This window comes from Bordetella genomosp. 10, from assembly GCF_002261225.1.
GTDB lineage: Bacteria > Pseudomonadota > Gammaproteobacteria > Burkholderiales > Burkholderiaceae_B > Bordetella_C.
Genome location: NZ_NEVM01000001.1, coordinates 601,716 through 619,764, shown reverse-complemented (window position 1 = coordinate 619,764; position 18,049 = coordinate 601,716). Strand labels below are relative to the sequence as shown.

The window sequence follows — 18,049 nt, the reverse complement described above, 5'->3', positions numbered from 1 at the left end:
AGTCCTGCTCAATGCCCAAACGACACGCGGCCATACTGGCCGCGGAAAAAGGGTATCGTAACAAATCGGCCCACGTGATTCATTCATAGTGGCATCTGTTTTCAGAGCCCGACCAGCGGACTCGACTGAAAATGGCTCTGGGTCTTCGAACGGATATGGCTGGATGAAAAAAACCGTCGTTGTCTGCGTGATTCTCGTGGCGGCCGTGGCCGCCGGTCTCTGGATGTGGCTGCGGCCCGCCACCGACGACAACCGCATTACCCTCTACGGCAATATCGACATCCGCCAGGTTTCGCTGGCCTTCGAAGGCAGCGAGCGGGTGCGCGAAGTGCGCGTGGAGGAAGGCGACAAGGTCAAGGCCGGACAGGTGCTGGCGGTGCTGGACACGCGCACCCTGGCGCTGCAACTGGCGCAGGTGCGGGCCCAGGCCGAGGCGCAGCGGGAAGCGCTGGCGCGCCTGCGCAACGGCACCCGCCCGGAAGAGGTGGAGCAGGCCAAGGCCCAGACGGGCGCCGCCGAAGCCCAGGCCGAACTGGCCGCGCAGCAACTGCGCCGGTTGCGCGGCGTGGCGGCGGACACCAACGGCCGCGGCGTCAGCAAGCAGGACATCGACAACGCGGTGGCGCAGTTGCGCGTGGCCCAGGCCAATCTGGAAGACCGCCGCAAGTCCCTGAAGCTCGCGCAGATCGGTCCGCGCCAGGAAGACATTGCCCAGGCGCAGGCCAGCCTGCGCGCCGCCGAGGCCCAGGCCGCCCTGCTGCAACACCAGATCGATCTCGGACAACTGCTGGCGCCGCGCGACGGGGTCGTGCGCGCCCGCCTGCTGGAACCCGGCGACATGGCGTCGCCGCAGCGGGCGGTCTACACGCTGGCGCTGACCGACCCGAAATGGGTGCGCGCCTATGTCAACGAAACCCAGTTGGGCTTCGTGCGCGGCGGCATGCACGCCGACGTCTACACCGACAGCGCGGGCAAGCGCGCGCTGTCGGGACGCATCGGCTATATCTCGTCGGTCGCGGAGTTCACCCCCAAGAGCGTGCAGACCGAGGAATTGCGCACCGATCTCGTGTACGAGGTGCGCGTGCTGGTGGACGATCCGCGCGATGAATTGCGCCTGGGCATGCCGGCCACGGTGGTGCTGCAACGGCAGGCCGCCAACACGCCCGCGCAGCGCTGATGACGGCCAGCGTCCAGGCTCCTCCGGATACGGCCACGGGCGGCGGCGACTACGCCGTCGAGGCCAGCGGCGTGCACAAGCGCTTCTATGAAAAAGAGGCGCGCCGCCACGTGCAGGCCCTGGCCGACGTCTCGCTGCGCGTGCGCGCCCGCGCCCTGACGGCGCTGGTCGGCCCGGACGGCGCGGGCAAGACCACCTTCCTGCGCCTGACCGCCGGCCTCATGCGTGCCGACAGCGGCGCCTTGCGCGTGCTGGGGCTGGATGCCGCCAGGGAGCCGCAGGCCATCCAGAACCGCATCAGCTACATGCCGCAGCGCTTCGGCCTGTACGAAGACCTGAGCGTGCAGGAAAACCTCGACCTGTATGCCGACCTGCACGGCGTGGCCGTCGAGGAGCGGCGCGACCGCTATGCCCAACTCCTCGAGATGACCGACCTGGCGCGCTTCACCGCCCGGCCCGCGGGCAAGCTGTCCGGCGGCATGAAGCAGAAGCTGGGCCTGGCCTGCACGCTGGTGCGCTCCCCCGACCTGCTGCTGCTGGACGAGCCCACGGTGGGCGTGGATCCGCTGTCGCGGCGGGAACTGTGGGAGATCGTGCAGCAGTTGGTCGAGGCGGAAGGCCTGTCCGTGCTGATGACGACGGCGTATCTGGACGAGGCGGAACGCTGCGGCGAAGTCTACGTGCTGCACGAAGGCCGGGTGCTGGCCGCCGGCCAGCCCGGGGACATCAGCCACCATGCGAGCGGCCGGTGCTTCGTCGTCGCGCCGCCCGACGGGCGGCCCGTGCGCGAGCTGCAAGCCAGTCTGCTGGACCGCGCCGACGCCATCGTCGACGCGGTGCCCCAGGGCGGCGAAGTCCGGCTCATCCTGCGCGATCGGGCGGACGCCGACCGGCTGGGATTCCCGGCCGAGCGCCTGCGGCCCGTGGACGCCCGGCTGGAGGATGGCTTCATGGTGCTGCTGCGCACGCGCGGCGACGGCGGCGAGGCCTTGGAAGGCGCGGCATCCGTCGGATCGGACGGGCCGCCGGAGACCGCGCCTTCCGGCGTCTCCGCGCGCGACAGGGACAGCCACGACAATAACGGCAACGGCCCCGCCATCGAGGTGCGCGACCTGGTGCGCAAGTTCGGCGACTTCACCGCGGTGGACCGCACCAGCTTCAGCGTGGCGCGCGGCGAGATCTTCGGCCTGCTGGGCCCGAACGGCGCGGGCAAGACCACCACCTTCCGCATGCTGTGCGGCCTGCTGCCCGCCAGCAGCGGCTACGCCCAGGTGGCGGGCCTGGACATGCGCAAGGCCCGCGCGCAGGCGCGCCGCCGCATCGGCTACGTCTCGCAGAAGTTCGCGCTGTACGGCAATCTCTCCGCCTACGAGAACCTGCGCTTCTTCGGCGGCGCCTACGGCCTGTCCGGCGCGCGCCTGCGCGACCGCATGGCCGAGGTCGCCGGCCAGTTCCAGTTGTCGGACCTGCTGCGGATGCCGGCCGGCCACCTGCCCGGCGGCGTCAAGCAGCGCCTGGCGATGGCCGTCGGCCTGCTGCACGAACCGGAAATCCTGTTCCTCGACGAACCGACCAGCGGCGCCGACCCGCTCGCGCGGCGCGCGTTCTGGCGCCGCATCACGGCGCTGGCGGAAACCGGCACGACCATCGTCATCACCACCCACTTCATGGAAGAAGCGGAGTATTGCGACCGCATCGTCATCCAGGACGCCGGCAAGCTGCTGGCGCTGGGCACGCCAGCCGAAGTCCGCGCGCAGGCCGGCGAAACCCCGGCACACAAGCTGGACATGGAGCAGGCCTTCATCGGCATCGTCGAGCAGGGGCGCTCGCAGCGGCGCGACGCGGAAAGGCGGGCGCGGCCGGCGGCGGACGGCGGCAACGGCCCCCACGCCGGTCTCCCGCCCGAGCCACCCAAGGGAGCCGCCGCATGACCGCCTCGCGCCAGCCGCAAGGCGGCTTCTGGCGCCGCCTCTGGTCCCTCACCCGCAAGGAATTCCGCCAGTTGCTGCGCGACCGCAGCAACCTGCTGATCGGCATCGGCCTGCCCATCGTGCTGATCCTGATCTTCGGCTACGGCTTGTCGCTGGACGTGAAGGACGCCGACGTCGTGGTGGTGATGGAGGACAGTTCGCCGCCCGCCCATGAAATCCAGGCCACTCTCGCGCATTCGCCGTTCCTCACGGCGCGCGCGGTCCGCAGCCTGCAGGAAGGCCGCCGCATCATGAACGCGCAGCAGGCCGACGCCCTGCTCTACATCCCCAGCGACTTCGCGCGCCGCCTGGCCACGGGCGACGCCGTGCTGCAAACCCTGCTGCAAGGCGCCGATCCCACCCGCGCGCTGGCGGTGCAGGCCTACGTGGAAGGCGCGGTGGCGACGTGGATGCAGAAGCGCCAGGCGCGCGGCGACGCGCCGGCAACGCAGGCCGGCAGCGTGGAGGTGGTCGACCGCCTGTGGTTCAACGCCGCCAACAACAGCACCTGGTACCTGGTGCCCGGCCTCATCGTCCTGATCATGACGCTGATCGGCACCTTCCTGACCGCCCTGGTGATGGCGCGCGAGTGGGAGCGCGGCACGCTGGAGGCGCTCTTCGTCACGCCGGTGCGGCCCGTGGAGATCCTGATCGCCAAGATCATCCCCTACTTCGGCGTCGGCCTGCTGGGCCTGGCCTTGTGCCTGCTGGCGGCGCGCCTGCTGTTCGACGTGCCCGTCCATGGCTCCATCCTCGCCCTGCTGCTGGGCTCCATGCTGTACATGTTCGTGGCCCTGGGCATCGGCCTGCTGATCTCGGCCTTCACCAAGAACCAGTTCCTCGCCAGCCAGATCGCCATCCTCGCCAGCTTCCTGCCGGCCATGATGCTGTCCGGCTTCGTTTTCGACCTGCGCAACGTTCCCGCGGCGGTCAACATCATCGGGCACCTGCTGCCGGCCACGTATTTCATGGAGCTGGTGAAGTCCCTGTTCCTGGCCGGCAACTATTGGCCGCTGATCGTCAAGGACTGCGTGATCCTGGCCGGCTATGCCGTCGTGCTGCTGGGACTGGCGCGCGTCCTGACCCGGAAAAAACTGGACTGACGGCCATGGCTACCCTGCTCGCCTTCCTGCGCCACCTGGGCAATCTCTGCCAGAAGGAATTTCTCGCCATCCTGAAGGACCCCGCCAGCCGCGTGATCCTGGTGGTGCCGCCGCTGCTGCAAAGCCTGCTGTTCGGCTACGCCGCGACCTTCGACCTGACCAACGTCCCGTACGCGGTGGTCGACCAGAGCCGCAGCCAGGAGTCCACCGAACTGCTGGCGCGCCTGGACGGCACCGGCGTGTTCCATCGCGTGGCCACCTTGCAGTCGTCCTCGCAGATCGCGTCGGTCATCGATTCGGGCCAGGCCCTGCTGGTCCTGCAATTCGCCCCCGACTTCGCCAACCGCCTCGCGGCCGGCACGCCCGCGCCCCTGCAACTCATCCTCGACGGCCGCAACTCCACCACCGCGGGTACGGCCGCCGGACAGATCCGCGCGGTGGTGGCCGCCTTCAACGCCAGCCAGGCCGGCCTGGCGGCGCCGCCCGTGAACGTCATCGCGCGCACCTGGTTCAACCCCAACCAGGAAACGCGCTGGAGCATACTGCCCGGCCTGATCGCCAGCCTCAGCATGATCCAGACCATGATGCTGGCGGCGCTCTCGGTGGCGCGCGAGCGCGAACAGGGCACCTTCGACCAGTTGCTGGTCACGCCCTATACGCCGCTGGAGATCATGATCGGCAAGGCCCTGCCCTCCATCGCCATCGGCCTGTTGCAGTCGGGGTTGATCCTGCTGGTCTCGCTGTTCTGGTTCCGCGTCCCCATGGCCGGCAGCCTTCTGCCGCTGAGCGCCGGGCTGCTCGGCTTCACGATCGCGGTGGTCGGGCTGGGCCTGTCGATCTCCGCCGTTTCCGCCAACATGCAGCAGGCCATGCTGTACACCTTCGTCCTGCTGATGCCGCTGGTGCTGCTGTCGGGCCTGGCCACGCCGGTCAAGAACATGCCGCTGGCCATGCAGATCGCCACCTACGCCAACCCGCTGCGCTTCGCCATCGACTTGGTGCGGCGGGTATACCTGGAAGGCGCCGGCTTGCAGGCGGTCTGGATCGACTTCATCCCTTTCGCCTGCATCGCCGCGCTGACCCTGCCGCTGGCCGCCTGGCTGTTCCGCCACCGGCTGGCCTGAGGGAGACACCATGACACGCCGTTCATCGCTACACCTCGTTTTCGTGCTTTGCCTGCTGTCGGGCTGCGCCGTCGGTCCGGACTTCCACGCGCCGGCGCCCGCCGCGCCCGACGACTGGACCGCATGGCGCAGCGGCGACCCGTCGCTGACGGCCGGCCTGGCCGTGGGCGCCGCGCCCTTGCCGGCGGACTGGTGGACGCAATTCCAGGATCCCGTGCTGGACCAGTTGCAGCAGCGCGCCGTCGCGGCCAGCCCGGACCTGCGCAGCGCCGCCCTGCGCTTCGCGCAAAGCCGCGCGCAGCGCGATACGGTGGCGGCGCAACGCGGCCCCGCGGTGAACGCCAACGCAGCGGTCCAGAGGCAACGCGGCAGCGAGTACGCCGCCGGCACGCGCATGCTGGACCTGGTGGCGCCCACGGAGCGCGACCAGTTGGCCAAGGCCTTGAGCTCCCCCTTCACGGACCACCAGGCCGGCTTCGACGCGTCGTGGGAACTGGACCTGTGGGGGCACGTGCGCCGCTCGGTCGAAGCGGCCGACGCCGACACCGATGCCGCGGCCGCCTTGCTACAGGACATGCGCCTGACCGTGGCGAGCGAAGTGGCGCGCGCGTATTTCGAGCTGCGGCTGGCCCAGCGCCAGCGCGCCATCGTCGAACGCGACATCGCCGTGGCCAGCGATACGCTGGATTTGATCGCGGCGCGGGCGCGCGGCGGCCTGATCGACGATTTCGACGTGACGCGCCAGCGCACGCAACTGGCCGACCTGCAATCGCGGCTGCCCGGCCTGCGGGCGCAGGAAGCCGCCGCCATCAACCAGATCGGCCTGTTGACCGGCGCGCGGCCCGGCGAGTTGACCGCGCTGCTGGCCACGCCGGCCGGCGCGGCAGCCGGCGCCTATGCCGGCCTGCCGGACCTGAGCCTGGGCCTGCCCTCGCAGGTCGCGCTGCGCCGGCCTGACATCCGCGCCGCCGAGTACCGGCTGCATTCGGCCACGGCGAACATCGGCGTGGCCACCGCGGACCTCTATCCGCGCATCGTGCTGGGCGCGGGTTTCGGCTACGAGTCCTACCAGGGCCATCGCTTCGGCGAATGGGGCACGCGCAACTGGCAGATCGGCCCGACGCTGAGCCTGCCCATTTTCGACATGGGCAGGCGGCGGTCGGTGGTGGTGTTGCGCGAACTACAACAGCAGGAAGCCGCGGTCGATTACCAGCGCACGGTGCTCAAGGCATGGCAGGAAATCGACGATGCCCTCACCGCCTACGGCGCCGAGCGCCAGCGCAATGCGCGCCTGCGCGAGAAGGCCGCCAGCAGCGCCGACGCCTATGCCCTGGCGCGCGCCCGCTATGCGCGCGGCATGACCGACCTGCTCGCCCAGCTCGACGCCGAGCGCGGCGACTTGCAGGCGCGCAGCGACCTGGCCGACAGCGACAGCCGCCTGCGCATGGACCTGGTGGCGATCTACAAGGCCGTGGGCGGCGGCGCCTTGCAGCCGCCGGACGCCCCGGCAAGCGGCGCGGACGCCGGGCCCGTCTCCGGCGATGCCGCCCGTGCCGCCGCGCGCGCGGACAGCTCGCCGGCCAGGTAAACGGCCAACCGTCGCCCGCTTGCCTACTGCGCCAGGCGCACCAGCACCTTGCCGAAGTTGCGGCCCTTCAGCATCCCCATGAAGGCCCCCGGCGCGCTGTCCAGTCCCTCGCTGATGTCTTCCGCATGGCGTATGGTGCCGTCGCGCAGGCCCGCGCCGACTTCGCGCAGGAAATCCTCGCGATAGGAATCGAGGTCGTAGTTGATGAATCCGCGCAGGGTGAGCCGCTTGCTCAGCACGCCGCGCATCAGGGCCGGCACCGTCAAGTCGCCGGGGCGGGAAGTGGTGCCGTTGTAGTCGGCGATCAGGCCGCAGACGGGGATGCGGGCGAAGGTATTGAGCAGCGGGAAAACCGCCTCCCATACCGCGCCGCCGACGTTCTCGAAATACACGTCGATGCCGTCGGGGCAGGCCTCGGCCAGGGCTTGCGCCATGCCGTCGCGGCGATGGTCGACCGCCGCGTCGAAGCCCAACTCCTTCTTCACGTACGCGCACTTGTCGGCGCCGCCGGCGATGCCCACGACCCGAGCGCCATCCCGCTTGGCCAACTGGCCCACCAGGGACCCCACGGGGCCGCTGGCGGCGGCAACGACCACGGTCTCGCCCGCGCGCGGCCGGCCGATTTCGCGCAGGCCCGCATACGCGGTGAAGCCGGGCATGCCCAGCACGCCCAGCCGCGTTTCCACCGGCGCGATGGCGGGATCGATCTTGACCAGCCCCTTGGCGTCCATCAAGGCATGCGTCGTCCAGCCCGCATGGGCCTGCACCAGGTCGCCGGGCGCGAACGCGGGCGCCGCGCTCGCCAGCACGCGCGCCACGACTTCGCCGACGATGGTCTGGCCGACGGCGAGGCTCGGCGCATAGGACTTGGCCTCGCTCATGCGGCCGCGCATATAGGGGTCCAGCGACAGATAAAGGCTCTCCAGCAGGACCTGGCCGGGCGCGGGATCGCCGGGCGTGAAGGTCTCGATGCGGAAGTCCGTTTCCCTGGGCTCGCCCTGGGGGCGGGCGGCCAGGACGATGCGACGGGCCTGCGTGGGGGTGGCGGGCATGGCGGTTTCCTCTGGGTCGGTCGGTATGTGGGATTTGCCGCGCGCGCGAGGGGCGGCATCGATTCCCATCTTATCGCCGCGGCATCGTGGCGGCGGACGGTTCCCCGGCTCCCTGGGGATAAGGCATCCCCTGCCCGGTTATCAACACTTTATGTGGAAAAGCCCTGGGATAGGCTTGGGATAGCCATGGGAGAAACCGGAAAATACGTTTCTGTTCAAAGACTTGGAACGAGCTGCTCGAAATGGCTCCAAATGCGCGCGCGGAGGGGTTCCGGAGCGAAAACGGCGCGCGGCGCGCCCATTCCCGCGCCTTTGGACACGCCCGGCCGCCTTATCGATGCATGCGCTGTGGATTTCTCCCTCCTCACCAGCCGTCCCACAGGGGTTATCAACACTTTGTGTGGAAAAACCCTGGGATAGGCTTGGGATAGCCGTGGGAGAAACATGAAAAGTCCTTTCCCCTCAGCGACTTGCGCCATGATGATCGAAAACGTCGCAAGTTGGCGTTTTGCGCCCGTTTGGCGTCCTCGAACGGCCGCCCTGAGCCGGAATTGCGCAAGGAATGCGCAGCAAGCGGGCAAATCGCCAGAGAAATGCGCCATCCGCCACGCCGGCCCCGCTTTCGAGCCGAGACAGCCCGCGCCGCCGCCGTGTTATCAACAATTTGTGTGGACAAGCTTTGGGACAGCCTGGTGAGCAAATGGATTAAGCATTACAGATCAACGACTTGAAACCCATTGCTCGCCAAGCACGCAAACCGCGCGCGACGATGCCGCAAGATGCAGGACGCAGGACGTCAGACCGCCCAGCGCGCCGCCGTTCCCGCCAGCGTCGCGCGGATCTGCTCGACCTCGGTGGCCAGCATGCCGGCCACCGTGCCGCTGGCGGCCATGCCCGCGGCGTCCTGCGCATACGGCGCCAGGCGGCGCGCCGAGCCGGACTTCAGCGCCCGCGCCGTGCCGTACAGCGCATCGGCGATATGGTTTCCCGGCGCGGGCCCCAGGCCGGCCGTTGCCGGCGCGGCCGCGCCGGCGGCGTCGACGACGGAACGGTCCGCCGCGGCCGTGGACAGGATCTCCAGGCAACTGATCACGATACGCAGGCTGCGCTGGATGCTCTCCAGCTTGGCCACCGGCATGTGCACCTCCTTGGACACGGAGGGGATCAGCGAACGCAACTGCACCAGGGCGCTGCCCAGGCGGGCCATTTCCTTCAGGTGCGCTTCGTTGGAAATCGCTTCCTGCTGCGTGATGCGCTCATAGACGCGCGCGCAGCCGCGCAAGGCGTCCGCCAGGTTGAAGCGCCAGGAATAGGTGGCGTACAGCGGCAAGGCGAAGGACAGCAACAGCGCCACCACGATGCCGATGAACACGTTGATCGCGCGCCAGAGGCCTTCGTCGAACTGGTTGTCGCCGTGGCCGGCCACGATGACCAGCGTCACCGCGGACAGCAGCGCGATGTAGCCGCCCTTGCCGATGGCGTAATAGGCGCACACGCCGCAGCCCACCGCCATGAGCAGGTAGGTCAAGGGGAAGAGTCCGAAATAGGATTGCTGCAGGATGATCAACAGGCCGTAGACCGCGCCGATGATCGTGCCCAGCGCGCGTTCGGCCGCGCGCTTGCGGATATTGCCGTGATGCTGCAAGCCGCCGATCACGATGATCAGCGAGATGGTCGACCACTCCGCATGCGGAAGCTGCGCGATGGAGCTGAAGACGATGGTGATGAGGATGCCGAGCGCGACGCGCGTCGCGTGGATGAGCTTTGCGTTCTGATAGCGCCTGTGCGGATCCATCAGGGGGCGCGACAGGCGGCGCGCGAAACGCATGGACCGGATAACCAGGGGGTGATTCGTCATTTTCGGGTAAAGCAAACTGGCGGATGAGGCGGCCCGTCTGACGCGGGACCTGAAGCTATCTTCGCACGCGGCCCCAGGCCGACCAAGCCTGGCGCGCCGGGCCGCGCCTCATGCGTGGTTTAAACGCAAATCCACGCGATGCGCCTCGCGGGCCGCCGCGTTCCGCGCCGGCCGCGCGCCCTCGATCAGTGCACAACGTGGGGCAGGCATGCACCAGGACGCGTCATGCGCGCGCGGCTTGCCGCCGCGTATGGCTGCGCATGGCAACGCATGAGCAGGCGTGACCGGGCCGCGCGACGGCGCCGCGCCGGGAGAAAGCGCTCTCGCGCGTGACCGCCCCGCCGATTGGCATGGACATTGCTTTATTCGTATCGACCGTCCGGCGCATGCCGGCCATCCGCATCGACAGCAAGACAGGCAAAGGCGCCTTGGACCTCCGTGGTCCGAGGCGCCTTTTATTTTTCGCATCCGGCTTTGCGCAACATCCGACAGGCAAGAGATTCATGACCGCACCCTCTCCCGATCCCAACCGTCCCATCCTGGCCATCGTCGGCCACGGCATGGTGGCCCATCACTGCGTCGAGCAACTGGTGGCCGACGGCGCGCTCGCGCGATACCGCATCGACGTGTACGGCGAAGAAACGCTGCCCGCCTATGACCGCGTGCATCTGTCGGAATACTTCGCCGGCCGCGACGCGGCCTCGCTACGCCTGGGCAGCGAGGCCGATTACCGGCACGAGGGCCTGGCCCTGCATCTCGGCGTCAAGGTCACGGCGCTGGACCGCGCCCGGCGCACGCTGGCCACCAGCGCCGGCGAGCGGCGCTATGACAAGCTGATCCTGGCGACGGGCTCCTATCCCTTCGTGCCGCCCGTCGACGGCGCGGACGGCACGTCCCGCCTGGTCTACCGCACGCTGGCGGACCTCGACCAGATCCGCGCCGCCGCCGCGGGCGCGCGGCGCGGCGTGGTGGTGGGCGGAGGCCTGCTGGGCCTGGAGGCCGCCAACGCGCTGCGGCAACTGGGCCTGGAGGCGCACGTGGTGGAGTTCGCGCCGCGGCTCATGCCGGCGCAGCTCGACGCCGAGGGCAGCGCGGCGCTGCGCGCGCGCATCGAAGCCCTGGGCGTGCACGTGCACGTGTCCTGTGCCACCGAATCGATCAAGCCCGGCCAGCGCTACCGCCATCGCATGAACTTCGTGGGCGGCGAGGCCCTGGAAACCGACCTGGTGGTGTTCTCCGCCGGCATCCGGCCGCGCGACGAATTGCCCAAGCTCGGCGGCCTGGCCATGGGCGCGCGCGGCGGCGTCGCGGTCGACGAATGCTGCCGCACCAGCGACCCGGACATCTACGCCATCGGCGAATGCGCGGTGTGGGAAGGCCAGATCTTCGGCCTGGTGGCGCCCGGCTATCAAATGGCCCGCGTGACGGCGTCGCAGTTGTGCGGCGACGGCAGCCTGCGCTTCCAGGGCGCCGACATGTCGACCAAGCTCAAGCTGCTGGGCGTGGACGTGGGGTCGATCGGCGACGCGCAAGGCGCCACGCCGGGCGCGCGCAGCTACCGCTACATCGACGAAGCGGGCGCCAGCTACCGGCGCGTGGTGGTCTCGGAGGACGGCAAGCGCGTCCTGGGCGCCATCCTGGTCGGCGACAACAGCTATTACGACACCCTGCTGCAATACACGGTCAACGCCATGGCCGCGCCGGCCGAACCGGCCAGCCTGATCCTGCCCGCCGCCGGCGGGCCGCCCCTGCTGGGCGCCGATGCCCTGCCCGACGGCGCCGTCGTCTGCTCCTGCCACAACGTCAGCAAGGGCGCGGTATGCGCGGCCATCGACGGCGGCTGCGCCACGCTGGGCGACCTGAAGGCCTGCACCAAGGCCTCGACCGGCTGCGGCGGCTGCGCGGCCCTGCTCAAGCAGGTCTTCGAGCACGAGCAGGCCCGGCGCGGCGTCAAGGTCGACAAGAGCCTGTGCGAACACTTCGCCTACACCCGCCAGGAACTCTATGCGCTGGTGCGCGTCGGCGCCATCGATTCCTTCGACGAACTGCTGCGGCGGCATGGGCGCGGCAGCGTGGGCTGCGATATCTGCAAGCCCGTCGTGGCCTCCATCCTGGCGTCCTGCTGGAACCAGCCCATCCAGGATCCCAAGCGCGTGGTCCTGCAGGACACCAACGATATGTTCATGGCGAACATGCAGAAGAACGGCACCTACTCCGTGGTGCCGCGCATCGCCGGCGGGGAGATCACGCCGGAGAAACTGGTGGCCCTGGGACGCATCGGCCAGAAATACGGCCTCTACACCAAGATCACCGGCGGCCAGCGCATCGACTTCTTCGGCGCGCAGTTGCATGAGCTGCCGGACATCTGGAGCGAACTGATCGAGGCCGGCTTCGAAACCGGCCATGCCTACGGCAAGTCCACGCGCACCGTGAAGTCCTGCGTCGGCAGCACGTGGTGCCGCTACGGCGTGCAGGACAGCGTCAAGATGGCCCTGAACCTGGAGAACCGCTACAAGGGCCTGCGCGCGCCCCACAAACTCAAGTTCGCGGTGTCGGGCTGCACGCGCGAATGCGCCGAGGCGCAGAGCAAGGACATCGGCGTCATCGCCACGGAGCGCGGCTGGAACCTGTACGTCTGCGGCAACGGCGGCATGCGGCCCCGCCACGCCGAATTGTTCGCCACCGATCTCGACGACGCGGGCCTTATCCGCGCCATCGACCGCCTGCTCATGTTCTACATCCGCACCGCCGACAAGCTGCAACGCACGTCGGTCTGGCGCGAATCGCTGGAGGGCGGACTGGACTACCTGAAGGACGTGATCCTGGAGGACAGCCTGGGCCTGGGCGCCGAACTGGAGGCGCAGATGCAGGCGGTGGTCGACAGCTATGAATGCGAATGGGCCAATGCGCTATCGGACCCGGAAAAGCTCAAGCGCTTCCGCACCTTCGTCAACCAGCGCGGCGGCGACCCGGATATCGTCTTCGTCGACGAGCGCGGCCAGAAGCGGCCGGCCGACATGAAACGCCTCGCCGGGCAGGATGCCGCCGGCGCGGCGGAAAACACCGCCCAGGGCGGTGGCAGAATCATTCCCTTGATCGAGGAGTCCCTATCGTGAGCGCCCAGCCCGCTTCCTCCGCCGCTCCCGGCTGGCGCACCGTCTGCACGCGCGCGGACCTGGTGGCCGGCTCCGGCGTCGTCGCCCTGGTCGAGGGCCACCAGATCGCCCTTTTCTACCTGCCCGACGAGCCCCGGCAGCCGGTCTACGCGCTTGCCAACAAGGATCCCCAATCCGGCGCCAACGTCATCGGCCGCGGCATCCTCGGCCGCCTGGGCGGCGAGCTGGTGGTGGCCTCGCCCATGTACAAGCAGCATTTCCGCCTGCGGGACGGGCAGTGCGTGGAAGACGCCGCGCAGGCGCTGCGGGTATGGCCCGCGCGGCTGGAAGGAGAAGCGGTTGACGTGTACCTGGAGTGAATCCCCGCGGCGGCTGTCGCGTCCGCGCCGAGCCCGGCTCGCGCCGCGACGCGACGTTGCCTGGCGCGCCATCGCCACGAAGACGCCCGCCTGCGTTAGCATGACGAAAAATCGGGGATCAGCTTCATGCAGAAGAAACGACTCGCGCCGCCGTTGCGCTTTCTCATGGCGGCTCGCCAACGGGAACTGGGCCGACTCGAAGCCCTGACGGAATTGTCGCGGCTGGTCGACCTGATCAGCCAGTTGGTGCACAGCCTGCAGAAAGAGCGGGGCCTGTCCAACGCCCTGCTTTGCGACGTCGGCGACACCGTGCTGGTCCAGGTGACCACGCAGGCGCGCGAAAGCGCCGCCATCGAAAAACAGGTGCGCGAGGCCTGGGACGGACTGATCGAGCCGGCCGGTCCGACCGAGCGCGCCAGCGTGCGCCTGTTGTCCTCGATCGCGCATGCCTTGCAACAGATGGAGCCGCTGGAGACGCTGCGCGAGCAGGTGCGGCGCCGCGCCATCGCGCCGGAAACCGCCACCGGCCGCTATACCGGCCTGATCGGCGCGCTACTGGCCATCGTCTTCGAACTGGCGGACGCCGCCATCGACGCCGACGTCACGCGCGCGCTGGTGGCGCTGCTCAACTTCATCCAGGGCAAGGAACTCTCCGGGCAGGAAAGAGCCTGTGGCGTCGTCGGTTTCCTGAACGGCTATTTCACCGACGAACGCAAGGCGCAGATGCAGGCCCTGGTGCAGGCGCAGGAGCGCTGCTTCGATGCCTTCATGGCCCATGGCGGCCCGCGGGAAGCCGATGCCTCGCATTGGGAGCACGCGCGCGAGCTGACGGAGACGCTGGCGCGCCTGCGCACCATCGCCGCGCGCACCAGCGCCGGCCAGCAGGTCGATCCTCAACTGAGCGCGGCGTGGTTCGCCGCCGCCACCGCGCGCATCGACGCCATGCACCACGTCGAACGGGCGCTGATCGAAGGGCTGGCGCGGCTATGCCAGGCCCGCATCTCCTCGACCCGCGAAGAACTGGCCGATCATCGCGTGCTGCTCGACCAGCTCTCCGCCGCCGAGACGCGCGACGGGACCGGCCGCGTCTTCAGCGTCCAGGCGCGGCCGCTGAGCGCGCCGCCCGAAGACAACCTGGGCGCCGGCCTGCAAGCCTCGGTGCTGGACATGCTGTCGCGCCAGACCGCGCGGCTGGCCGAATCCGAGCACCAACTGGCGCAGGCGCGCAAGGCCCTGGACGAGCGCAAGCACGTCGAGCGCGCCAAGTGGGTGCTCGTCGCGGCGCTGGGGGTCACGGAGAAGGAAGCGCACGACCAGTTGCAGAAGACGGCGATGAATACCGGCCAGCCCTTGCACATGGTGGCGCGGGAAGTCATCGAGAGGCTGGGCGGCAAGCGGACGGGCCGGGATTGACAGGCGGCCGTATTCCCGCAAATCTGGCGATTCATCGCCACGAAACGTAAGGCGGGAGGCAGCCATGGACGATCCTCATCATCTTCAACGCTTCGTCGACGCGCAGGCGCCGGTCATCGAACAGGTATTGGAAGAGCTGCGCGCGGGGCGCAAGCGCAGCCACTGGATGTGGTACGTGTTTCCCCAACTGCGCGGGCTGGGGCATAGCGCGATGGCGCAGGCCTATGGCATCGCGGGACGGGAAGAAGCGCGGGCGTACCTGGACCATCCCGTGCTGGGCCCGCGGCTGCGGGAGTGCGCCACCTTGGTGGCCGCAGTGCAGGGGCGGGACATCCATGAAATCTTCGGTTCGCCCGACGACATGAAATTCCGCTCCTGCATGACCTTGTTCGCCCACGTCGCGCCCGAGGAGCAGGCCTTCCAGGAATGCCTGCGCAAGTATTTCGGCGGCCAGGGAGATGGGTTGACGGAGGCGCGATTGCGGCGGGAAGGATGAGCGGGGGCGTGGATAAGCGGTCTCGGCGGCATGCGCGTGCGTTCCATGAACCCGCTTAGTCCCTACTAGCCCCAACTAACGCCAACCAGTCCCAGCCAGTCCCATAAACCCGTAACATAGCTGGTCATGGAACCCGTCCCCGCCGCTATCGCCGACTTGCTCGCCGACCATCACGTCCTGTCGCTGGCCGTCCACGACGCGCAAGGTCCATGGGCGTCCAGCGCCTTCTTCGCCTACGATCCGCGAGGCGTGGCGGTTGTCTTCCTGGGCAGCCTGGACACCCGGCATGCGCGCGCCATCCAGGCACATCCGCAAGTCGCGGGCTGCGTCGCGGGACAGCCGCGAGAAATTTCCCAGATCCTGGGTTTGCAGTTCTCGGGCATCGCGAGGTTGGTGGAAGATCCGGGCGAAGCATCCCGCGTGCTTGCGCTCTACCATGAGCGCTTCCCCGAGACGCGAGGGATTGCCTCGCCCGTGTGGGTGGTTACGCTCGACGAGATGAAGCTCACCGATAACCGGGTGAAGTTCGGCGCCAAGACGCATTGGCGGCGCGGGGCGGACTGAGCCGGCGGGGGCATTGCCGGCTGGAGGCATTGCCGGCCGAGGCATTGCCGGCCGGGGTACTGCCGACTCATGCGCCACCTGGCGCCGTCACTGGAACACGTGCGAGATCGCCGCGGCGCGGTTGTCGGCCAGGTCCAGGGTGACGCTGTAAGGCGGCAGGCCGGCGTTCCGGACGATGACGGCATGCTTGCCGGGCGAGAGCTTCAGCTCCCGCAGCGGCGGGCTGAGTCCGCGCGACTTGCCGTCGACGAACACCTCGCCCCAAGGACGCACGTCCACCCTGACCGTGACGGGCCCCTTGGGCTTGGGGGACATCTCGGCGTCGGCCGATGCGGAGGCTACCGCCCCTGGAGTCATCGCTGCCGGCGACGCCGCCACCCGGGCCGTGCCTGCCTGGCCTGACGCCGCCGGGCCTGATGCTGCTTGGCCTGACGCTGCCTGGGCTTCTAAGGCCTGAGACCCCACGATCCGAGAATTTGCCGCCTGAGCTTCTGCTGCTTGCGTCGCTGCTGCTTGCGCCGCTGCTGACCGGGAAGCCGCCGCCTGAGACGACGCGCCCTGGGACGGCGCCGCCTGGGGCGCTGCTGCCGAAGGCACCGCGGGCGGGGCCGTCGTTGCAGCCGACGTAGAGGTGGATGTCTGGGAAGCCGGCGGCTGCGGTGTAGCGGGGTGCGCGGACGCCACGGCTTGCGGGTCCTGGACGGTTACCGATCCCGGCGCGGTGCGGCGATCGGGAATGGGCAGGGCGCCGCCCAGCGTGGCGGTGGCGATGGCGGGATCCGATGCGGCTGGCGCCTGCGGAAGGTCCGCGCCACCGCCGGTCTCGGGACGCCCGGCGGCGGAAGCCTGGGCGCCAGATGCGCTACCCGCCGTCGGCGTCTGTGCGGCGGTCGGCGGCGTCTGCGTGGCGTCCGGCGCCGACTCCGACGGAGCGGAGCTTGCCTGACTGCTCGGCGCCGCAGGGGCGGTATTTGCCTGCCTGTCCGGAGCCGCCTGTGCGGAACTTCCCTGACTATCCGGCGACGCCAGTGCAGAACTTGCCTGACTATTCGGCGTCGCCTGCGCGGAACTTGCCTGACCGTTCTGTGCAGAACCTGCCTGGCCGTTACTGGCGTTCTCCGCTTGCCCATCGGCAACCGGGCCGGGGACCGCCTCCCTGCCCACGACCTTGGCCGGCGGGGCATCGTCTCTCAGCCACAGGAAACCGGCCACGGCCAGGATCGCGACGACCAAGGCAATACCCATGACGGAAGCACGGCGGGGCTTTTCGCGCGCCCCGGCCTCGGCGTCGTTCGCGGCCGGTTGCCCGACGGGCGCCTCCTTCTCGGCCGCCGGCGTGCGAGTTGCCGCGGCAGGGTCCACGTTTGCAGGGGTCGCGTTTGAGCGCGGGACCGGGGCAATAACGGCGCTTGCAGCGGCGGCCGCGGCAGGCTGACCGGCCTCGCCCCCGGTTTCCGAGGTTGCGGAGCCCTCTGCCGTATCCACAGCGTCCGCGTCGGCAGGCATCCTACTCATGCCAGCCGCCACCGCGACCGTCCCCGCACCCACCGCGCCGATCGCATCCCCCGCAGCCATCGCGACCGGCGTCGGCACCGGCAAAAGCAACACCTCGTCGAACGCCTCCAGCGTTTGCGGCCGCAGTGACGGGGGCATCGATAGCCCCGCGTCCAGACCGGCTAGGAAGGCCGGGTCGTAGCCTTGCGGCGCGCGCTGCAACAGCGGCACATAGTCATCGCGAACGCGCCGCGACAGCGCGTCCGGCGGCGGCGCGCCGGTGACCAGCGCATGCGCCAGCGCGCTCAGGGCATAGATGTCCGTCCAAGGCCCGCACGGCCACCCCGGATCATCCGTGTACTGCTCGAAAGGCGCATATCCCGGATGCCGCACCGTCTCGTCACCATCGGGCGGCGCCTGCTCGCCCGACGGATCGAGGAGCCGCACCGGATCGGCATCCCCGCGCACGACGGTGTCCATGGATATTCCACCATGAATCCGCCCCTGCGCATGCAGCGCCGACAAGCCGGCGACCAGGTCGGCCAGCATCTGGCGGATGCGCGCCTGCGGCACCCCGCCCGTTCCCATCGCGGCGATGGCGCTCAAGGGGCGTGGGGACGCTGCCGGTTCCGCGCCACTGGCGGCCGGCGGTGATGCAAACCCTGTGGATAGCGACATGGTCCAATCTCCAGATACAGTCATTCCCAGTGCGATGTCCCGGCAGTCCGCGCGACA

Annotated in this window: 13 protein-coding genes; 10 read left to right on the top strand and 3 right to left on the bottom strand. The window is 69.2% G+C overall.

What is annotated here, in order from left to right; all coding sequences use genetic code 11:
- The first annotated feature begins 163 nt into the window (after positions 1 to 163).
- Genes CAL29_RS02685 through CAL29_RS02665 form a run of 5 tightly spaced genes read left to right on the top strand, consistent with a single transcriptional unit; the run spans position 164 to position 6,962 of the window.
- Positions 164 to 1,177 (top strand): HlyD family efflux transporter periplasmic adaptor subunit, encoded by a 1,014-nt coding sequence (locus tag CAL29_RS02685; protein ID WP_094851447.1) that lies wholly within the window; start codon positions 164 to 166, stop codon positions 1,175 to 1,177.
- Positions 1,177 to 3,108 carry an ATP-binding cassette domain-containing protein gene (locus CAL29_RS02680; protein ID WP_094851446.1) on the top strand — a complete coding sequence of 644 codons (1,932 nt, stop codon included), beginning with the start codon at positions 1,177 to 1,179 and terminating at the stop codon, positions 3,106 to 3,108. The genes CAL29_RS02685 and CAL29_RS02680 overlap by 1 nt, the downstream gene beginning before the upstream one ends.
- Complete coding sequence (locus CAL29_RS02675; protein WP_094851445.1) at positions 3,105 to 4,250, top strand: ABC transporter permease; 1,146 nt, start codon at positions 3,105 to 3,107, stop codon at positions 4,248 to 4,250. Before CAL29_RS02680 ends, CAL29_RS02675 begins: the two co-directional genes overlap by 4 nt.
- A gap of 5 nt (positions 4,251 to 4,255) precedes the next feature.
- Positions 4,256 to 5,374 carry an ABC transporter permease gene (locus tag CAL29_RS02670; protein WP_179283880.1) on the top strand — a complete coding sequence of 373 codons (1,119 nt, stop codon included), beginning with the start codon at positions 4,256 to 4,258 and terminating at the stop codon, positions 5,372 to 5,374.
- A 10-nt stretch (positions 5,375 to 5,384) separates the two neighbouring features.
- A complete protein-coding gene (locus CAL29_RS02665) occupies positions 5,385 to 6,962 on the top strand; it encodes an efflux transporter outer membrane subunit (protein WP_094851444.1) in 1,578 nt (525 codons plus the stop codon).
- 23 nt (positions 6,963 to 6,985) lie between these two features.
- On the opposite strand, the gene CAL29_RS02660 is transcribed toward CAL29_RS02665, so the two are convergent.
- Positions 6,986 to 8,014 carry an NADP-dependent oxidoreductase gene (locus CAL29_RS02660; protein ID WP_094851443.1) on the bottom strand — a complete coding sequence of 343 codons (1,029 nt, stop codon included), beginning with the start codon at positions 8,012 to 8,014 and terminating at the stop codon, positions 6,986 to 6,988.
- 796 nt (positions 8,015 to 8,810) lie between these two features.
- Entirely contained in the window at positions 8,811 to 9,872 is a 1,062-nt protein-coding gene (locus tag CAL29_RS02655; RefSeq protein ID WP_444979144.1) for an FUSC family protein, read from the bottom strand.
- Positions 9,873 to 10,375: 503 nt separating this feature from the next.
- Here CAL29_RS02655 and nirB point away from each other — a divergent pair.
- The 5 genes from nirB to CAL29_RS02630 all read left to right on the top strand — a co-directional run bounded on the left by nirB (position 10,376) and on the right by CAL29_RS02630 (position 15,820).
- Positions 10,376 to 12,988 carry a nitrite reductase large subunit NirB gene (gene nirB / locus CAL29_RS02650; RefSeq protein ID WP_094851441.1) on the top strand — a complete coding sequence of 871 codons (2,613 nt, stop codon included), beginning with the start codon at positions 10,376 to 10,378 and terminating at the stop codon, positions 12,986 to 12,988.
- Positions 12,985 to 13,347 (top strand): nitrite reductase small subunit NirD, encoded by a 363-nt coding sequence (nirD, locus tag CAL29_RS02645; RefSeq protein ID WP_218831796.1) that lies wholly within the window; start codon positions 12,985 to 12,987, stop codon positions 13,345 to 13,347. Before nirB ends, nirD begins: the two co-directional genes overlap by 4 nt.
- Before the next feature lie 126 nt (positions 13,348 to 13,473).
- Positions 13,474 to 14,760 carry a nitrate- and nitrite sensing domain-containing protein gene (locus CAL29_RS02640; protein ID WP_094851440.1) on the top strand — a complete coding sequence of 429 codons (1,287 nt, stop codon included), beginning with the start codon at positions 13,474 to 13,476 and terminating at the stop codon, positions 14,758 to 14,760.
- A gap of 64 nt (positions 14,761 to 14,824) precedes the next feature.
- Positions 14,825 to 15,256 (top strand): DUF1810 domain-containing protein, encoded by a 432-nt coding sequence (locus tag CAL29_RS02635; protein ID WP_094851439.1) that lies wholly within the window; start codon positions 14,825 to 14,827, stop codon positions 15,254 to 15,256.
- A 126-nt stretch (positions 15,257 to 15,382) separates the two neighbouring features.
- Positions 15,383 to 15,820 carry a pyridoxamine 5'-phosphate oxidase family protein gene (locus CAL29_RS02630; RefSeq protein WP_094851438.1) on the top strand — a complete coding sequence of 146 codons (438 nt, stop codon included), beginning with the start codon at positions 15,383 to 15,385 and terminating at the stop codon, positions 15,818 to 15,820.
- Between the two features lie 87 nt (positions 15,821 to 15,907).
- Here CAL29_RS02630 and CAL29_RS02625 read toward each other — a convergent pair whose 3' ends face one another.
- Positions 15,908 to 17,920 (bottom strand): hypothetical protein, encoded by a 2,013-nt coding sequence (locus CAL29_RS02625; protein WP_094851437.1) that lies wholly within the window; start codon positions 17,918 to 17,920, stop codon positions 15,908 to 15,910.
- Between the last annotated feature and the right edge of the window lie 129 nt (positions 17,921 to 18,049).

Coding starts and splice junctions, on each gene's coding strand:
- CAL29_RS02685 (WP_094851447.1), top strand. CDS start 164: ATGAAAAAAACCGTCGTTGTCTGCGTGATTCTCGTGGCGGCCGTGGCC.
- CAL29_RS02680 (WP_094851446.1), top strand. CDS start 1,177: ATGACGGCCAGCGTCCAGGCTCCTCCGGATACGGCCACGGGCGGCGGC.
- CAL29_RS02675 (WP_094851445.1), top strand. CDS start 3,105: ATGACCGCCTCGCGCCAGCCGCAAGGCGGCTTCTGGCGCCGCCTCTGG.
- CAL29_RS02670 (WP_179283880.1), top strand. CDS start 4,256: ATGGCTACCCTGCTCGCCTTCCTGCGCCACCTGGGCAATCTCTGCCAG.
- CAL29_RS02665 (WP_094851444.1), top strand. CDS start 5,385: ATGACACGCCGTTCATCGCTACACCTCGTTTTCGTGCTTTGCCTGCTG.
- CAL29_RS02660 (WP_094851443.1), bottom strand. CDS start 8,014: ATGCCCGCCACCCCCACGCAGGCCCGTCGCATCGTCCTGGCCGCCCGC.
- CAL29_RS02655 (WP_444979144.1), bottom strand. CDS start 9,872: ATGACGAATCACCCCCTGGTTATCCGGTCCATGCGTTTCGCGCGCCGC.
- nirB (WP_094851441.1), top strand. CDS start 10,376: ATGACCGCACCCTCTCCCGATCCCAACCGTCCCATCCTGGCCATCGTC.
- CAL29_RS02640 (WP_094851440.1), top strand. CDS start 13,474: ATGCAGAAGAAACGACTCGCGCCGCCGTTGCGCTTTCTCATGGCGGCT.
- CAL29_RS02635 (WP_094851439.1), top strand. CDS start 14,825: ATGGACGATCCTCATCATCTTCAACGCTTCGTCGACGCGCAGGCGCCG.
- CAL29_RS02630 (WP_094851438.1), top strand. CDS start 15,383: ATGGAACCCGTCCCCGCCGCTATCGCCGACTTGCTCGCCGACCATCAC.